Origin of the sequence: Microcoleus sp. Pol11C2, from assembly GCF_036701505.1 — a bacterium.
Taxonomy (GTDB): Bacteria; Cyanobacteriota; Cyanobacteriia; order Cyanobacteriales; family Microcoleaceae; genus Microcoleus.
Genome location: NZ_JAUBQX010000045.1, coordinates 1 through 16,423, shown reverse-complemented (window position 1 = coordinate 16,423; position 16,423 = coordinate 1). Strand labels below are relative to the sequence as shown.

Here is a 16,423-nt window from a genome sequence, read left to right as displayed (position 1 = left end):
AGGGGCTTCGTTTGTGTAGTATTGCTTTCAACTGCCGGGTTTTAACCGCTGAGTTTCAGCAGCCGATTTTAGGGACTTCAACCACTAGAATAAATGCCTCTTTCTTGCAGTTGCTGCATAAAAAACTCTTCCAAACTAGGCTTAGCCAAATTCATCGCAATTAGCTGCCCTCCCGTACCGCTCAGACTAGAAAGAAACTCCTTCGGATCGCCCTGCAAATGACCGTACCACAAATCATTATCAACTTCCATATCCGGTATCCATTTTTTTAGGATATTCAAGTGACCGCCCCTACCTTCAACCCGGTAAGTTTCAGTAGTGCCGAGGATTTCGTCGATTGCACCAATGCAGATTAACTCACCCTTCGCCAAAATAGCCACTCGATCGCAAATCTTCTCCACATCAGACAATATATGCGAATTAAAAAAAATTGTTTTTCCTTGATTTTTCAGCGATAAAATTATCTCCCGCATCTGATAGCGTCCCATCGGATCTAAACCCGACATCGGCTCATCCAAAAATACCACATCTGGATTGTTAATCAAAGCTTGAGCCATGCCGATCCGTTGCAGCATTCCCTTAGAATACTGGCGCAACTGTTTTTTAATTGCCGCCGATTGAGATAGCCCAACTAAGTCTAGCAAATTCGGAATTCGCTGTCGCTGAATAGAGGGGGGAATTTCAAACAAGCCCGCCGCAAATTGCAAGAATTCCCAGCCGGTGAGATAATCGTAAAAATAGGGATTTTCTGGCAAGTAGCCGACTCGCTGCTTCACGGTGCGATCGCCCAAAGGCCTCCCCAACAGCAGCGCCCTGCCAGAAGTGGGGCGCACTATACCCAGCAAAGTTTTCAGCAGCGTAGTTTTCCCCGCTCCATTTTGCCCTAATAACCCGAAAGTTTCCCCTTCAGAGACAGTCAGAGTGCAATTTTTGAGCGATTCAATTTTTTCATTCATCCAGAAGCCGGTACGGTAGAACTTCCCCAGATTAAATGTTTCCACCACTGGGGTAGCTCCGGGCATCTCGGTGGAAGTTGGCGCATCTATAAGAGGTTCCATTTTTGTCAGAGAAATAACTAGCACCTGATTATATTCTATTGCATAAGTTAAGTAATAATTGCTGTTTTTAATGTTAAACTAATATTAGCTGTACTTAAAATTTGCTGAATATGGATCGTTCAAAAATTATTGCTATTATCACTGGGGTGATTTCTATAATTTTAGCAGTTGCCTACCTGCTGCTCGTCACCCTCCTCGACTTCCGAGGCGAAATGGTACCCGCACCTCAAAGCCAGTTGCCAGTCTCCATGCCAATTCAGCAATTAGGCACTGCCAACCCGACTTTGCGAGTACATTAGTTATTGGTTATTGGTTATTGGTTATTAATCATTGCAATAACAACTAACAATTAACAACCAAGAACTGCCAACTAACAACTAACAACTAACTAATAAACATGAATTGCTTTCATCATGTGATATGCAACTAGCAACTGTGTCAAAGCGAGCGGGTAACTTTGCAAAACTTCGCCAGTTGTGCCGATCAGTTTGCCAATTTCCGGGTTGCCTTGGGCGGTGCAAAATCCCCGCAGGTGTGGCAACTCGCTGCACAAGAGCATTTCCAGTTCGTTTACTTGCTCGCTGGTAGCGTGGGAGTCTACTTCCAAAACGTCAACAGGTTTGCCCATATCCCGATCGAGTCCCAAGCGAATTGCAGGTTGAAAACTCTCGCTGCCTCGACCTAAAATTTCAGTAAAATCAGGGTGAGGAATTGTCGGTCTGAGCACTAAACGGACGCTCAAATCGGATTGATTGTCCGCTTCTGGCGGGTAAAAACTAACTACAACGTCGGCCGATTTGCGCTGAGGGCGAATGAAGTCTTCAGAGTCCGGTTCCCGTTTTTTTATTTCTGCAAGCACCTGTTCTTCAGTATAGCCGCGCTTCATAATATCGCGCTTAACTTTCCACTGAGTTCGCAACTCTTCGGGAGGAGCAAGATACACTTTTACGTCGTAAGAATCGCGGATTGTTCGAGTTGCGTAACCCAGCAAACCTTCAACTATGACAAATTTGCTGGGCTTGATGTATTCCGGTGGGTCGAATGTACCTGTCGTGTGGTTGTAGATGGGTTTGAGAATTGCTTGTCCGGTACGAAGCAGACTGAGGTGCTGCTGCATGATGTCTAGGTAATTGCAGTCGGGATGCAATGCTGTGATTCCGATTTCTGCCCGCTGCTTTCTGTCGTAGCGGTGATAGTCGTCAGTGCAAATCACCGTGACATTTTCTGGCCCCAATACTTGGGCAATTCCCCGCGTCAGGGTGGTTTTGCCCGCTGCGCTATCTCCGACAATACCGAGAATAATTGGTCGATCGCTCATTGTTTTTACCCGGACGCACAATAGCAAATGTTGTTGTGAATCTTCAATTTTATCAAAATTGTGTTCGATCCGATCGCTCGGTTTGACTTGCTTCCCCCAGAGTCTCCCCTATGTGTAAAATTATTGTAAAATTTCTTAATAAAATTCAACAAATCATACTCAGGGAACATCTCATTGAATGATCGTAATTACCCAATTCTCACTTCCCTGTTTGGCCAATTCCATGTTTGGCCAATGCCCCATTACCATTCATCGTTTCGTTTGTTGCTGTAAGTTTCCCAATCGTCTTGTTGGGGTGGCTGATACAAGGGTTCGGGTTCTATTTCGGGTTCCAATTCCGCTGACATTTCTAATTCTGGTTCCGATTCCTGCTGATAAATGTTCAGAGGTTCGACAACGCGGGCGATCGCATCTTTGACAAATGCTTTGACAAACTCGTCTTTCCGATTTAACTGAAACTGCCTTTGCACAACTTCGGTGATGCCACCGTCGCCCCAATCTTGGTCATGGCGGAAATATTCAATAAAACTTTTACCGGCAATTCTGGTTAAATAAGCGGCACTGACTGCTTGAATTGCTTTGCCAAGTACAAACCCAGCTACGCTTAACTGCAGCGCCCTTGATACTACTTGAATTACGCCTTCAACTATTCCCAAACTTGCTAGGGTTTTTGCTAGAGACAATGCCAATTCTTTCGCGCGATCGATATTTAATTCGCAGCCGTAAATCTTAGCAATTTCTACTACCATTTGAGCGTTAACTGCTGCTGTCGCTAACAAATCCACAACTGGCAAAGGCGTTACGGCAATTACTCCGGCTCCGATCCACTGAAATCGCTCTACTGCCTTATCAGCTTGCCGCCTTCTTTGAGCATCAATTAACTTGCGCGCTTGGTCGCCCAAGTGCTGAGATTGCAGCAAAATATTGTCCGCAATTAAGTCTTCGCCTTCAGCTCGCAAAATCGCAGCGACGCGCCGAATTAATGGCATAATATCGCGGCCTGGCTGAAAAATTGTGCCGTCTTCTAGTACAACTTTTTGCGGATTGGCGCTAATGGCTACTACATCCATTGCTGCTACAAAACCTTTGACTCGCTGCCGCAGTCGATCGAGAATTTCATCTCTGTCGGTGTCGGGATAAAGGTCAACTTTATTAAAAACCACGATCGACCTTTTGCCAATTTCCGCCAAAGTCCGCAGCGGTTCGTACTCGGATTTTCGCAAATCGCCGTCCAAAACAAATAAGATCAAATCTGCCCTCGCCGCCAACTGCCTCGCCAATTCTTCTCTGTAAGTCCCCGCCACTCCCGCTTCCAAGATGCCTGGGGTATCAGTAATTGCTAATTCTCGATCGATTCCTTTCAATTTCAGAGTGTAAGTTTCCCCAACTTCGGTAGTTCCCATCGGCGCACCCACCTGTCCCGCCATCCGCCCCACCAGCGCATTCACAGCGGAAGTTTTGCCTGCAGAACCGGTGCCGAAAACAACCACTCGAACGCTGCCCCTAGCCATGCTAGCTTCAATTTCGCGGGCTCTCAACAGCAAAGCTTGCCGCGCTACTTCATCTTGAATGCGATCGACTTGTTGCCTGATTGCTTTGAGATTTTCCGAAGCAGCTTCACTTTTGACAACAGGAACCTTCGGAGTAATCGGCCGTTTTCCCTTAACTTTCTGAGGGCGTTGCAGCAGCCTAAAATAGTAAACTAGCGCAAAAATTAGGGTTCCCAAAAGTACAATTATCAGGAAAATCAGCAAATTAGCCAGCAGCGGAGAGGCAGACCACGCAACTTGACTGTAAAGCCCTGTTAAGGAACTCACCAGCCCAATAATCAGCCCCAGGGCGAGGCAGAAAGCAGCAATTAAGGTTAACAGGCGCGGCAAAGGCATGAGGGGAGTGGCAAATAAAAGGGTTATGCTTTGATTTTTACATTCTCCTGAGAATTCCGAACTGATGAAGCGCCCGAGCGTACTGCGCGAACCCGCTAATCCCGATTCTGTCCGACTGCGGGCGCGATTTGCGGGGTTTTAGTGGTAGCGGGTGCAGATGGACAAGTGCGATCGCGCCGGAGTCTGCAATTGTAGCTTGCACGAGAACTTAGTAAGTCGGTGGGAAAATTCGCCAGTATTTCAGTTGACAGTTGACAGTTGACAGTTGACAGTTGACAGTTGACAGTTGACCGCACGCGGGGCGACCTCTACCTGGAAGGAAGAGGATTGGAGTAATTTATAGTCTTCTTTTAATTTCTCCCGATCAGGGTCCCGGCTTTAAACCAATTCTTTCTGGTAACAAAAGATTAAGTAGGGTGATTCGAGTTAAATTTAATAGGTTGTGTAAGGTTGTGTACGGTTTTTTCTTTACCTTCTATCCCATGAATTACTGCAGAAGCAAGCTCTAATTCGGAGTCAAATATTTATCCTGCTACTTCATCTTTTTTTATCGGTTGCCGCTCCGATACAAAGCAAATTTATTCCTTCTCATTCTCCATAACGATGCCACCAGACTTGATAGAAAAACTCATGCTAATTGCCGACAATCGGCAGAGTGAGATGTACCGTTGTTTCCTTTTGATAGATACTGGTAATTGAGAACTCTCCTCCTGCCAGTTCGACTATTTTCTGGACAATTTTTAAGCCGATACCAGTACCCTGTTGCTCATACTTCTTGCGCTCAAACTGCATGAAGGCACCAATTTTAGTAATTTGCTCTTCTGTCATGCCCTGCCCCGAGTCTTGTACATATAAATGCAGCATCTCCCCTACGACTTGACTGCTAACTTTAATGGTTGTCTCTGGTGCGGAGAATTTCAGTGCATTATCAATTAATTCACGGAGCATCGTTGATAGATATCGCTCTGATAGAGCGATCTCCGCTTCCTCAAGAGTGAACAACAGATCGTTGCTACGGTTGACCTTCTGAGCCTGGTATTTCAACTCGGTTTCAATGGCGGAAGCAGAAAATTCAGTCCGCGCAGATTCGATCTTGTGCTGTTGACTGGCGGATAGTTCTAATCCTAAATAAATCAGGAATTTTTTCGTTAATGTTTCTAGGCGACGGGCAGAGTCATGTGCCCAGCCTAAGATCTCACGGATTTGGGCGATCTCCATGTCTTCGAGCTCGTCCTTGAGCCACGCGATCGTGCCTAAGATGCCATTGAGGGGCGTATTCAGTTCGTGGGATAGAGTAGAAGCTAAGTTGCCACGCAGCTCATTGAGGGTGCTTTCTAAGAGATTGGTGGTATTTTCTTGGATGTGGTATAAGTTCTGGATATTATCATACTGTTGCTTGATTCTGAGCATTGAATGCACGCGAGCACGCAGTTCAATAGCATTTACAGGTTTACTGATGAAGTCGTCTGCTCCGGCAGTTAGACAGTTGGCAAGGTCTGATTTTGAGCTTAATGCTGTCACCATAATGATGGGAACGGCTTGCCATTTTGACATGGCTTTGATTTGCCGACAAATCTCGATGCCGTCTATTCCCGGCATCATCACATCCAGCAAAATAAGATCCGGATCAAATATGTCGAGGGATGCGATCGCCTCTTGCCCGCTGGCAGCGTAATGCAATTGATAATCCTGCTCTGATAACAGGGTTTCAATCACATCAAAGTTATCCGGCTCATCATCAACAATTAAGATAGAGAATTGAGACATAATTGTCACCCGTTCAACAATGTAAAAAGTTTTATGACTTCACGTGATAGCCATCAGCTAGGCTGCCAAACTGATTTCAAAAATGGCTCCTTGTGGTTGATTACTTCTTACACAAATGTCACCTCCATGTGCCTCAACTACCATTTTGCAGAAAGCTAAACCCAACCCTATTTGAGAGACATCCGACATCAGATTTCCAATCTCGTATTTCTCAAAAATCTTGTATCGCAATGTATCAGGAACACCCGGCCCAGAGTCTATAACCTGGATTTTGGCGTTGCCCGATGTGGGGAATTCTACATTCAGTATGATTTGACTATTGGGTGGGGAAAACTTAATGGCATTCGAGAGGAGATTATCCAGCGTTCGATGTATCATGGTAGCATCAACGGAGACTTTCCTACTGGTTTCTTCTGGTAATTGAGCGACCAGCGACTGATTTTTTTTAGCAGCGATAGCTTCAAAGTTTGATATGGCAGACTTTACGAGATCGCACAGATAAACCTCTGTGTAATTGAGACGATTTTTGCCGGATTCTAGTAAAGCAATTTGCAATAAATCATCAATTAATAGCTGTATCGCTTGTGCTGAAGAGTAAAGTCGAGCCAGTTGTGTTTGTTGTTTTTCTCTAGGATACTCTACGCTTTGTAGGAGTTCCAAGCCAAGCAAGATACCAGCCAGGGGATTGCGTAAATCGTGAACTACCATTTTAACCATATCTTCCCGCAATTTGAGTAAGCTTTGCAGGTCGTCATACTGGTGCTTAATTCGCAGCATACAGTGAACTCTGGCACCGAGTTCAATAGCATTTACAGGTTTACTAATGAAGTCGTCAGCGCCGGCAGTGAGACAATGGGCAAGGTCGGATTTTGAGTTTAATGCTGTCACCATAATGATTGGAACGGCTTGCCATTTTGGCATGGCTTTGATTTGCCGACAAACTTCGATGCCATCTATTCCTGGCATCATCACATCCAGCAAAATAAGATCCGGATCAAATATGTCGAGGGATGCGATCGCTTCTTGCCCGCTGGCAGCGTAATGCAATTGATAGTCTTGGTCGGTCAAGAGGGTTTCAATTACATCAAAATTATTGGGATCGTCGTCAATGATTAAAACGGATGGTCTGTTCACGGGTTATCTTTACTTAGAAGCTAAAAGTTGTTGAATAGTGCTTGCCAATTGCTTCAGCTTGACGGGTTTGGTGAGGTAATCATTGGCTCCCGCGACAAGGCAACGCTCGCGATCGCCCGTCATGGCTAAGGCAGTTAGGGCAACGATCGGCATATCAACTAAGTTTGGATCGCAGCGAATACGCTGCATAGCTTCTAGACCATCCATACCAGGCATTTGAATATCCATCAAAATTAGATTGGGGTTTTCAGATTTTGCCAGGGCGATCGCCTCCTCTCCATTCTTAGCCAAGAGAATGCGATAGCCTTTAGCTCTCAGGTAGCTCGAAATCGTACTGATATTGGCTTCGTTGTCTTCCGCCAGCAATATTAAGGGAGAACCTCCCTGTTCGGGCTGGCTGGGTTCGATGCTGGGCTCTGTTTGGGATTCCAGGTCAACAGAGGAGGGCGCACAACCCGTGCAGGGAAGGTCGATCGTGAAGCAACTTCCTACACCCACAGTGCTGGTGAGCCCCACCTGCCCGCCGTGGAGTTCGACAATGCGTTTTACCAGGGCAAGCCCCAAGCCAGTGCCTGTATATTGACGATTCAGCGCGCCATCGATTTGGATAAAAGGCTGAAACAGTTTGTTTATATGTTTTGGGGCAATACCAATACCTGTATCGATGACGGCAATTCGCAGAGTCTCTTTGACCAAAAAATGGGGTGGGGAATCGGCAGAATCTGGGTCGGCCCGGTGCAGTTGACCGCTGACTTCTAGGGTGATGCGTCCTCCGTTAGGAGTGAATTTTACCGCGTTGTTGAGCAGGTTGATCAAGACTTGGCGCATCCGCCGTTCATCAATCAATAAGTCGGGCAGATTGAGTGGCATTTGAATCTCTAGCTGGATGCGTTTTTGCAGGGCTTGTTGTTTGATAAATGCCAGACTGGATTGACAGAGATGATTGATTGAAACTGGGGTGCAATCGAGCTCCATTTGACCCGATTCAATTTTGGCGACATCCAAAATGTCGTTGATTAACTCTAGCAAGTGAGAGCTACTGCGCTCGATGGTTTGTAAAGCTTTGATTTGTTGTTCGTTGACGGTGCCAAAGACTTGCTCTTGTAGCCCCTCGCTCATGCCCAGAATGGCGTTAAGGGGGGTGCGGAGTTCGTGGCTCATGTTGGCAAGGAATTCGTCTTTGAGACGGGTAGCACGGGCGAGTTCTTCGTTAGAGGCTCCCAGTTGTTGGTTGCGCTCGGTTAGTTGCTGCTGGGCTTGTTGTCGTTCGGTGAGTTCTTGCTGCAACTGCTTAAATAGGCTAGCTTGTTGAATTGCGATCGCCAACTGGTTGGCAATTTGTTGCAGGAGTTGCGCTTCAGACTCTTGCCACACTCGTTGTTCTCGACAGGCATGGACGACTAAAACCCCCCAGAGCTTCTTGGTTTGCCCTGGGGCAACCCATCTATGGCTTTCGCTGCTTCGGACTTCTTGCAGGATAGGTGCAACGATTTTGGACTGGATTTGACCAACCCTTGCGTATCCCACCAAGCAATCAGTCCAGATATCGGTCATTACATCGGGGACGATGCGGGGCTTGCCCTGCCAGTACCAGTTGAGGATTTCTTGCGACCACAGTTCGTCCTCCCAGTGATGCTCTTTGAGCGCGGGGAACTCGCTAGACACAGCTTCTTCAACAATTTGACTTCTGCCATCCCCAAATAACCGGAACACGATGATCCGATCGCCTTGCAAGATTTCTTTGACTTGCTGTGTCACAGCCGCCAAAATTTCGTTAATATCCAACGATTCGCGAATTTGCTGGGCAATCGCTCCCAAAGTTCGCTGCCGTTGCAGTTGTAAAGCGATCGCATTTTCTGTTTGCTTGCGGATAGCCAGTTCTGATTGTACCTGTTCGTAGAGATAAGATTGCTGAATTGCGATCGCTAATTGGTTAGCAATTTGTTTAAGTAAATTGATTTCCCAGTCTTGCCATTGGCGCGGACGATCGCATTGATGAATAATCAGCAACCCCCAAAGGGTTTGATTCTGAATAATTGGAACTACGAGTTTGGCTCTGACCTCGATGTCTGCGAGGAATTCAACCAAGCAGGGTAAGATTGACTCGTTTTCATCTTCGGTATCGTTGAGGGCATAAACTCTTCCTTGGATATAGCGCTCGTAGTTCTCTTCGGGGAAAACCTCTTCTGGGAAGAGGATATCCAGGAGCTTAAGCCTATTGGGCGAAACAGATTCAGCAATGGCCGCCCCCGTGCCTTCAGGAAAAACCCGATAAACCAGCGTTCGGTCTGATTGCAAAACCTGATGGATTTCCTCAACAGTGCTATTGAGAATCTCGTCGAGATGCAGAGATGACCGCATCCGTTGAGTAATCGCTCCCAGCAAACTTTCCTGTTTTGCTTGTTGTTGGAATCTCAGTTCGGCTTCTTTGCGATCGGTGATATCCTGAAACGTGCCTACCAGACCAATAACATTATCTGAGCAGTCTCGCAGGGGAGCCTTGTGGGTTTCGATAAATATGGGTTTACCATTGGGTAGGGTTAGCGTTTCTTCGATCCCTAATATAGGTTCACCCGTTTCCATTAACCGCCGATCCATCGCACAATACTCGTTCGCCTCGACTTCTTCGTGGCAAATATCTAAATCTCTTTTACCTATACTTTCGGTCGTAGATGGCAAGCCTAGAGTTTTGGCAAACTGCTGATTGCATCCTAAAAAAACAGACTCTCGATTCTTCCAAAACACGGCGAGCGGGATGGTATCGAGTACCGTTTGCAGAAACTGCTGAGATTCCTGCAAAGCTTTCTGCGCCTGTTTGCGATCGCTGATGTCTACTAATACACAAATAGTTTGATCCTCTGAGCCTGGAAGAAGTGCGGCTCCGAGCAGGACAGAAATCCGGCTGCCATCCTTACGGTAGTATTCCTTTTCCAAGGACTCGATCTCGCCATCCTGTGTCAGGCGCTCGAGCGCTAAAAAATCAGCGGGGAGATATTCGGGGGGGGTCATGGCATCCCAATGAATCATCCCAGCATTTAGTTCCTCCCTAGTGTAGCCAACCATCTGTAAGAAGCGATCGTTGGCCTCGGTAATGTTCCCCTGAAAATCGGCAAACATCATGCCGCTCACACTGGAATCAAACACCCGGCGGAAGCGCATTTCACTGCTTTCTCTGGCGAGTTCAGCTTGTTTGCGATCGCTGATATCCGATAAAATTCCCTGGATGCTAATCAATTCCCCTTCAGCATTTATAACGGGTGTGGCACTGCTTCTCACCCAGACATAATTGCCATCTCGGTGGCGGTGTCGGAACTCATAATCACTTGACTTTTTACCAAATTTGATATTCTCCCGATAACCAGTAACCACCAAAGGGCGATCGTCTGGATGCACCAGATATATAAACGACTTACCAATCCATGCACTCTCGTCCCAGCCAAACAGGGTCTTGAATTGGGGTGACACATAAGTGAGTATGCCATCGGGTTCACATGACCAGATCAAATCATTAGCCCCTTCTACCAGCCGCCGGAATTTAGCTTCACTCTCTGCTAATTCGGCTTCGATCTGTTTGCGATCGCTGATATCGCGGCATACACAAATCAATACTCCATCGTCTGTGAGGGTCAGGGATAGCTCTTCGGCAAAAGTAGAGCCATCTTTGCGGGTGGCGATCGCCTCTCCCTGCCAAGCGCGGTCGCGCCCCAGCACCGGAAAGACTTCCCGCTCAAACCGTTCTAACTCCTGTTGGGAATACAAAAGTTTCCAAGATTTGCCCAAGATTTCTTCAGGGCGTTCGTAGCCAAACAATCCTAGATGGGCTTGATTCAAATAGAGGTAGGTATCTCCTTGCATAATCGCAATGCCGTCGATCGCCGCCTCAATTGCCGCCAGTTGTATTTTTAGGGTTTCTTCGGTTTGTTTGATATCGCTAATATCGGCAAAATAGCCAACAATCTCGGTTGGGCGACCTTGTTCATCTCGCACCAGGCGCATTGCATCCCGTATCCAAACGTAGTAACCCTCGCGATGCAAAAATCGATATTCATGCTGATGAGTGTCGTACTCAAAGAGAGCCGATAGATCAGCCAAAACTCTAGGGGCATCTTCTGGGTGAAGATGGTGAGTCCAGAAGCTGGGGGTCGATACAACTTCTTTTGGCTTGTAGCCCAAAATGGTTTCGATATTTTTGCTGATGAAAGTTGAGTCATAGTCGCGATAGGGCTTAGAGCTATAGATCATCGCGGGACTGGATGCCAGAAGAAATTCTAGGCGTTCTTTCAACAGGCGATTTTCTCGCTCTGTCTGTTGGCGATCGGTAATGTCTTGGATCAGGGCCAGCGAATAGAGATGTCCATCATCACCCGATAGGACAGAGGTGGAAAGGGAGATAGTGCGCCGCTGTCCATCTTGACGCTGGATTTCCCTTTCCACGGCGATCGGGTGCATCTGTCTACAGTTGGCGATCGCCTGTTCTGGATCTTCTAGATTCGGGTACCAGGTTTGATACCACCCCAGACGGTTAATTTCTTCTAAGGTGTAACCCGTAATCACTTGCATTTGCTGATTCCAGACTGTGAAGCGGACAAAGGGAAACTCCTCAACTTGATGGAAAACGCACAGCCCTTCTGCCATGTTTTCTACAATTTGTTGACGGAAAGTATTTTCCTGCCGAAGCGTTGCTTCGGCCAACTTGCGATCGGTAATGTCGAAGCGAATCGCTAGATACTGAAAAGGTCGCCCTTGTTCGTCCACAAAGGGGACGATGGTGGTGGCAACCCAGTACAGCCTACCGTTTTTTGCCCGATTGCAAATTTCACCGCGCCAAATCTGACTGCTGTTAATGGTGCGCCACAAGTCTTGGAAAAAAGCAGGGGGATGATAGCCAGAGTTGACAATGCGATGGGTTTGTCCGATCAGTTCATCGTGGGAGTAGCCAGAGACTACACAGAAGCGATCGTTGACGTAGGATATCACCCCTTCGCGATCGGTGATGACCACAATGGCAGACTGATCCAAGGCCTGTTTAAAGGCTGATAATTCTTGAATTAACTGCTGTCGTTGGAGTTCAGCCTGTTTGCGTCTGCTAATATCCAAGTTGACCCCAATCATGCTCTGGGGATTGCCTTGGGCATCTCGCAGGACCATACCAAAGGTTTTAATAAAGTGGAGGCTGCCATCGGGATGCAACACTCGAAACTCGGTATTAAATTCTGCCTGTCCTAAGATGGCTTGCTGGAGCAAGGTTTCGGTGGCGGTGCGGTCTTCGGGATGTAGCCGGTTTGCCCAAATGTCGTAAGGCAGAGGGGAATCAAATTGTTTTGTGACACCGTACAGTTCGTACATCCGCTCATCCCAAAAGATGGTGTTCTGTACAATATCGAAGTCCCAACAGCCGATCGCCCCTGATTTGAGAGACAAAGCGAGGCGATCCGATACTTTCTTTAGTTCCACTTCTGCACGTTTGCGATCGCTAATATCTTTGGCGATGCCTAAAAAGCCGATAATTTGCTGATTGACATCCTTGAGCGCGCTGACAGATAGTGACATAGGAAATCGACAACCATCTTTGCGGATATAGCTCCACTCTTCTTCGCTGACAATACCTTGGCGTGCTTTGGCAACAAGAACCTCAAAGCCGGGGGGAATATTTTGCCCTAGTTCGGCAGATAGTGATGCTGCCCGGTCAATTATCTCATTTGCATCGTGGAAGAGTGCGGGGGAGGCTTTGCCGATGATTTCTTGAGCACTGTAACCCAGCATCCTTTCGGCTCCAGCATTAAAGGTCTGGATGATGCCAGTTGGGTCAGTGGAGATGATGGAGTAATCAGCACCATCGAGGATGGCGCGTTGCAGGCTGTTGACTTGCGAAAGCTCTTGGGTGCGTTCTGCTACTTTGGTTTCTAGCTGTTGGTTGAGTTGCTGGAGTTGTTGTTCGGCAAGTTTGCAATCGTTAATGTCTGTAGTAGTTCCTACATACCCGACTACTTGCCCGTCTGCATCCAGTTCGGGAACGGACTGCCCATATACCCAAGCCACAGCACCGTCGGGATGTTGAAAGCGATATTCGAGTTGGAAAGAGCCCTTTTCTTGGAGAGATTGCTTCCATTCGGCGATGACCCAATCGCGATCGTCGGGGTGTAGCCCTTGTTGCCATCCTTTCCCGATGGCGGTTTTTGGGGTGAGTCCGCTGATCAGACACCACCAATCGTTAACATAGATGCACTTGCCCGCAGCATCAGCGCGGAAAATCCCCACGGGTACGGCTTCCACTAGGCTGGCGTAGCGTTCTTCGCTTTCTTGCAGGCGGACTTCAGTTCGTTTGCGATCGCTAATGTCGGTAATGGTGCCTATATAGCCGCTCCGATGTCCATTGGCATCGAGTTCGGCGACGCACTGCCCATAAACCCACGTTACCGTACCGTCGGGACGTTGAAAGCGATATTCGAGTTCAAAAGAGTCGTTACCTTGGATGAATTGCTCCCATTGGGCGATAACCAAATCGCGATCGTCGGCGTGTACTCCTTGTTGCCATCCCTGTGCGATAGTGGCTCCTGGTCTGAGTCCGCTGATCTGAAAGTAGCGATCGTTGACATAGGTGCATAGCCCCGTAGCATCGGTGCGAAAAATCCCCACCGGAGCAGCAGCGGCAAGGGCGGCGTAGCGTTGTTCGCTCTCGATCAGGGTGGCTTCGATCCGCTGTCGCTTTACCAGTTCATTCTGCAATTTTTGCTGGATCAGGGATTGCCCAAGGGCGATCGCCACCTGTAGACAAACTTGTCGCAGGAGTTCGATCTCGTCAGTCGTCCAAGAGTGCGCGGTGGCTCGATAACTGGCGATCATTAATCCGCGCAGTTGTTCCTCAATCACGATCGGCACCATCAGCTTGGCACGAATATCAAACCCCACTAACATTTCCTGATGGCACTGGGTCATTTCTTCGCCGTAGATGTCGTTGATGACGCGAATTCTGCCCTGGCGATACGGTTCAAGCCATTCTGGGCTCATGCAAGGATCGCGGGCTTCCCTATGGAGCACCGATCGCCCAGTGTCACTAATCGCTTCCGCAATCACTGTGCCGCTAAAGTCAGGCCGAAACTGGTAAATGATGACGCGATCACACCCCAGAAGCGAGTGAATTTCCTGCACCGTAGTCTGCAGAATATCTGACAAATTCAGGGACGAGCGGATCTGCTCGGCAATGGTATTGAGAAGTTGCTCTCGATCGGCTTTTGCTTTGAGGGCCGCTGTCCGAGCTTCCACCTGCTGCTCAAGCTCAAGGTTGCGATTTGCCAGCAGCGCCACCTTTTCCGCCTCTAGGCGCACCACCTTCTCTTCCCACTTCTGGACCAGTTTGTATAGCTCCAGCGGGTTGAGGGCTTGCAGCAAACTGGTCTGGGTGACGATGCCTAATAGTTCTCCTAGCTCCCCTGTCACCGCCAACCGACGGATCGATCGCTGCTCCACGATCTCCTGCACAGTCCAGAGCGAATCGTCGGGTCTAACGGCAAAAATCGGCGTACTCATTACCGCCTCAGCCAGACAGGTTTCCAGGTGCAAGCCCAATGTCTGAAATTGCACAATATCCCGCTCGGTGAGAATCCCTACTGGAATTTGTAGCGGTTCAGTAGAGATTCCGCCTGGGTGCACGATCATCACGGAACTGACGCGATGCTCTGCCATAAGTTGAGCGATCGCCAGTAGGGAAGAATCTGGCGCTGCACAAATCACTTCGCGGGTCATCACTTCTGCTACCATACGCAACCGCAGCAGGTCGATCGGTCGAGAGGTTTGGCGCAGACTTTCGTGAGTCACTAGACCCACTAGGCGATCGAGTTCGTCCAAGATGGGCAAATGGCGAATGTGGTGCTGCTGGAGCAGATTTATCGCAAAAAATAAATCGGTGAAGGCGGACTCGCGGAGGGTGACGACTGGATATGTCATCACCTCCCGGAGCGCCAAATTCTCCAAGGAACGCTGCTGGGCACTCAGCCACACCACGTCTCGCTCGGTCAGTACGCCGACCAATTGCTCGTTTTCCACTACAAACACGCAGCTTGATCGCGCCTCTAGGTGGAGGTCGTCAAGTTGACCATCCGCCGTTCTAGCGGTGTTGCAGAGCGATCGCACGCCGCTCATTTGGGCGATCGCATCCATCACCGTTGTATCGGGCGAAACCACCAAGGGTTCCCGGACGATCGCAGTCTTGAGTTCTATTGGAGTGAGAGCCGTAGTACGCATGAACATGAGTTTATAGGGTTTTATTGCTGATTATTTTTTTAAACACTTCGCCTTAAACACATGAGCTGATAGCGTAGCCTGGGGTCAGCCATAGTAACGAGAAGAGTTACTTAGCTGCACGACATTCTCTAAATATTATATTTACTTACAGTTCGCTTCTGCATGAAAGGAGTTATGGAAATTCGGCTACTCTAAGGTAACGATTTCTTATCAATTTCATGAGATAATAAAAACCGAAAGTGCCGTAAACCCTTTACGACTATGTTGAAGATCGGAGAACCCGCCGTAACGATAAAATTTGTTAACGATTGACGATTACTGTGAATTATACAGAGCATACAGAACACTATTCCCCAAAGTGAGAATTTGTGAGGCTTTTAATTACTTTCATGTGGGGATTTTCTGATATGAAGCGTAAAACACTACCAGCAATATCTCGTGTATTGGGATTAAGCAATGAACAAAAACTCGGGTATTTTCTAAGCGAATTACTTGAAAATTAGAAGGCTTGAGAGAGCTAGATTAAACCTTATTATACAAGAACTACCAGGACAATAAATTTTTATAGTTATTAGTGATAAAGTAGGAGATTAAAAGAAAGGGAATACAACGGATTATCTAAAACGAGTTCACCAATCAAATAGAGTTTAAGTAAGTCGGCGTGAAAAAAACGAATTATCTTAAAAAAACAAGTGAATACAGAGAATGTTTCTACTGAGCCAACTCAATATATGGGCGCTATATTAACAGAAACCCGGTTTTTTAACACCAGTGCCTCCTAGAAGCTCCGAAAGTAGAAACGAGAAACCGGGTTTCTTAGCCAAGGTAAGAGCATCGTAATTTACAAAAATTATCACATTGAATATCAATGCGGTACTCTCAAAGCAGCCGCGAGTTAAGTTAGACTGAATTGTCAGTGCGTGAATTATTCACAGGTTAGCATCTATAGCAATCCTAAATGATTTTCTATATTTATAAACAATCCTAAATAATTTTCTGTGTGTAAGTATATTGACGTA

Annotated in this window: 8 protein-coding genes; 1 reads left to right on the top strand and 7 read right to left on the bottom strand. The window is 47.4% G+C overall.

Annotation, left to right across the window (positions count from 1 at the left end):
* Positions 1-77 precede the first annotated feature (77 nt).
* A complete protein-coding gene (locus QUA42_RS21440) occupies positions 78-1,058 on the bottom strand; it encodes an ABC transporter ATP-binding protein (RefSeq protein WP_333139881.1) in 981 nt (326 codons plus the stop codon).
* 110 nt (positions 1,059-1,168) lie between these two features.
* Here QUA42_RS21440 and QUA42_RS21435 point away from each other — a divergent pair, with 110 nt between their 5' ends.
* Positions 1,169-1,357, top strand: coding sequence for a hypothetical protein (locus QUA42_RS21435; protein ID WP_190661348.1), 189 nt, complete (start codon positions 1,169-1,171; stop codon positions 1,355-1,357).
* Between the two features lie 89 nt (positions 1,358-1,446).
* Here the strand turns inward: QUA42_RS21435 and QUA42_RS21430 are convergent, their stop codons facing one another.
* The 6 genes from QUA42_RS21430 to QUA42_RS21405 all read right to left on the bottom strand — a co-directional run bounded on the left by QUA42_RS21430 (position 1,447) and on the right by QUA42_RS21405 (position 15,410).
* Positions 1,447-2,376 (bottom strand): phosphoribulokinase, encoded by a 930-nt coding sequence (locus QUA42_RS21430; protein ID WP_333139879.1) that lies wholly within the window; start codon positions 2,374-2,376, stop codon positions 1,447-1,449.
* Between the two features lie 242 nt (positions 2,377-2,618).
* Positions 2,619-4,262, bottom strand: coding sequence for a GTP-binding protein (locus QUA42_RS21425; protein ID WP_333139877.1), 1,644 nt, complete (start codon positions 4,260-4,262; stop codon positions 2,619-2,621).
* A gap of 37 nt (positions 4,263-4,299) precedes the next feature.
* Positions 4,300-4,464 carry a hypothetical protein gene (locus QUA42_RS21420; protein WP_333139875.1) on the bottom strand — a complete coding sequence of 55 codons (165 nt, stop codon included), beginning with the start codon at positions 4,462-4,464 and terminating at the stop codon, positions 4,300-4,302.
* Between the two features lie 431 nt (positions 4,465-4,895).
* A complete protein-coding gene (locus QUA42_RS21415) occupies positions 4,896-6,029 on the bottom strand; it encodes a hybrid sensor histidine kinase/response regulator (protein WP_333139874.1) in 1,134 nt (377 codons plus the stop codon).
* A 57-nt stretch (positions 6,030-6,086) separates the two neighbouring features.
* Positions 6,087-7,163, bottom strand: a complete 1,077-nt coding sequence (locus QUA42_RS21410; protein ID WP_333139872.1) for a hybrid sensor histidine kinase/response regulator — start codon at positions 7,161-7,163, stop codon at positions 6,087-6,089.
* 9 nt (positions 7,164-7,172) lie between these two features.
* Positions 7,173-15,410 carry a PAS domain S-box protein gene (locus QUA42_RS21405; protein ID WP_333139869.1) on the bottom strand — a complete coding sequence of 2,746 codons (8,238 nt, stop codon included), beginning with the start codon at positions 15,408-15,410 and terminating at the stop codon, positions 7,173-7,175.
* Positions 15,411-16,423: the final 1,013 nt, after the last annotated feature.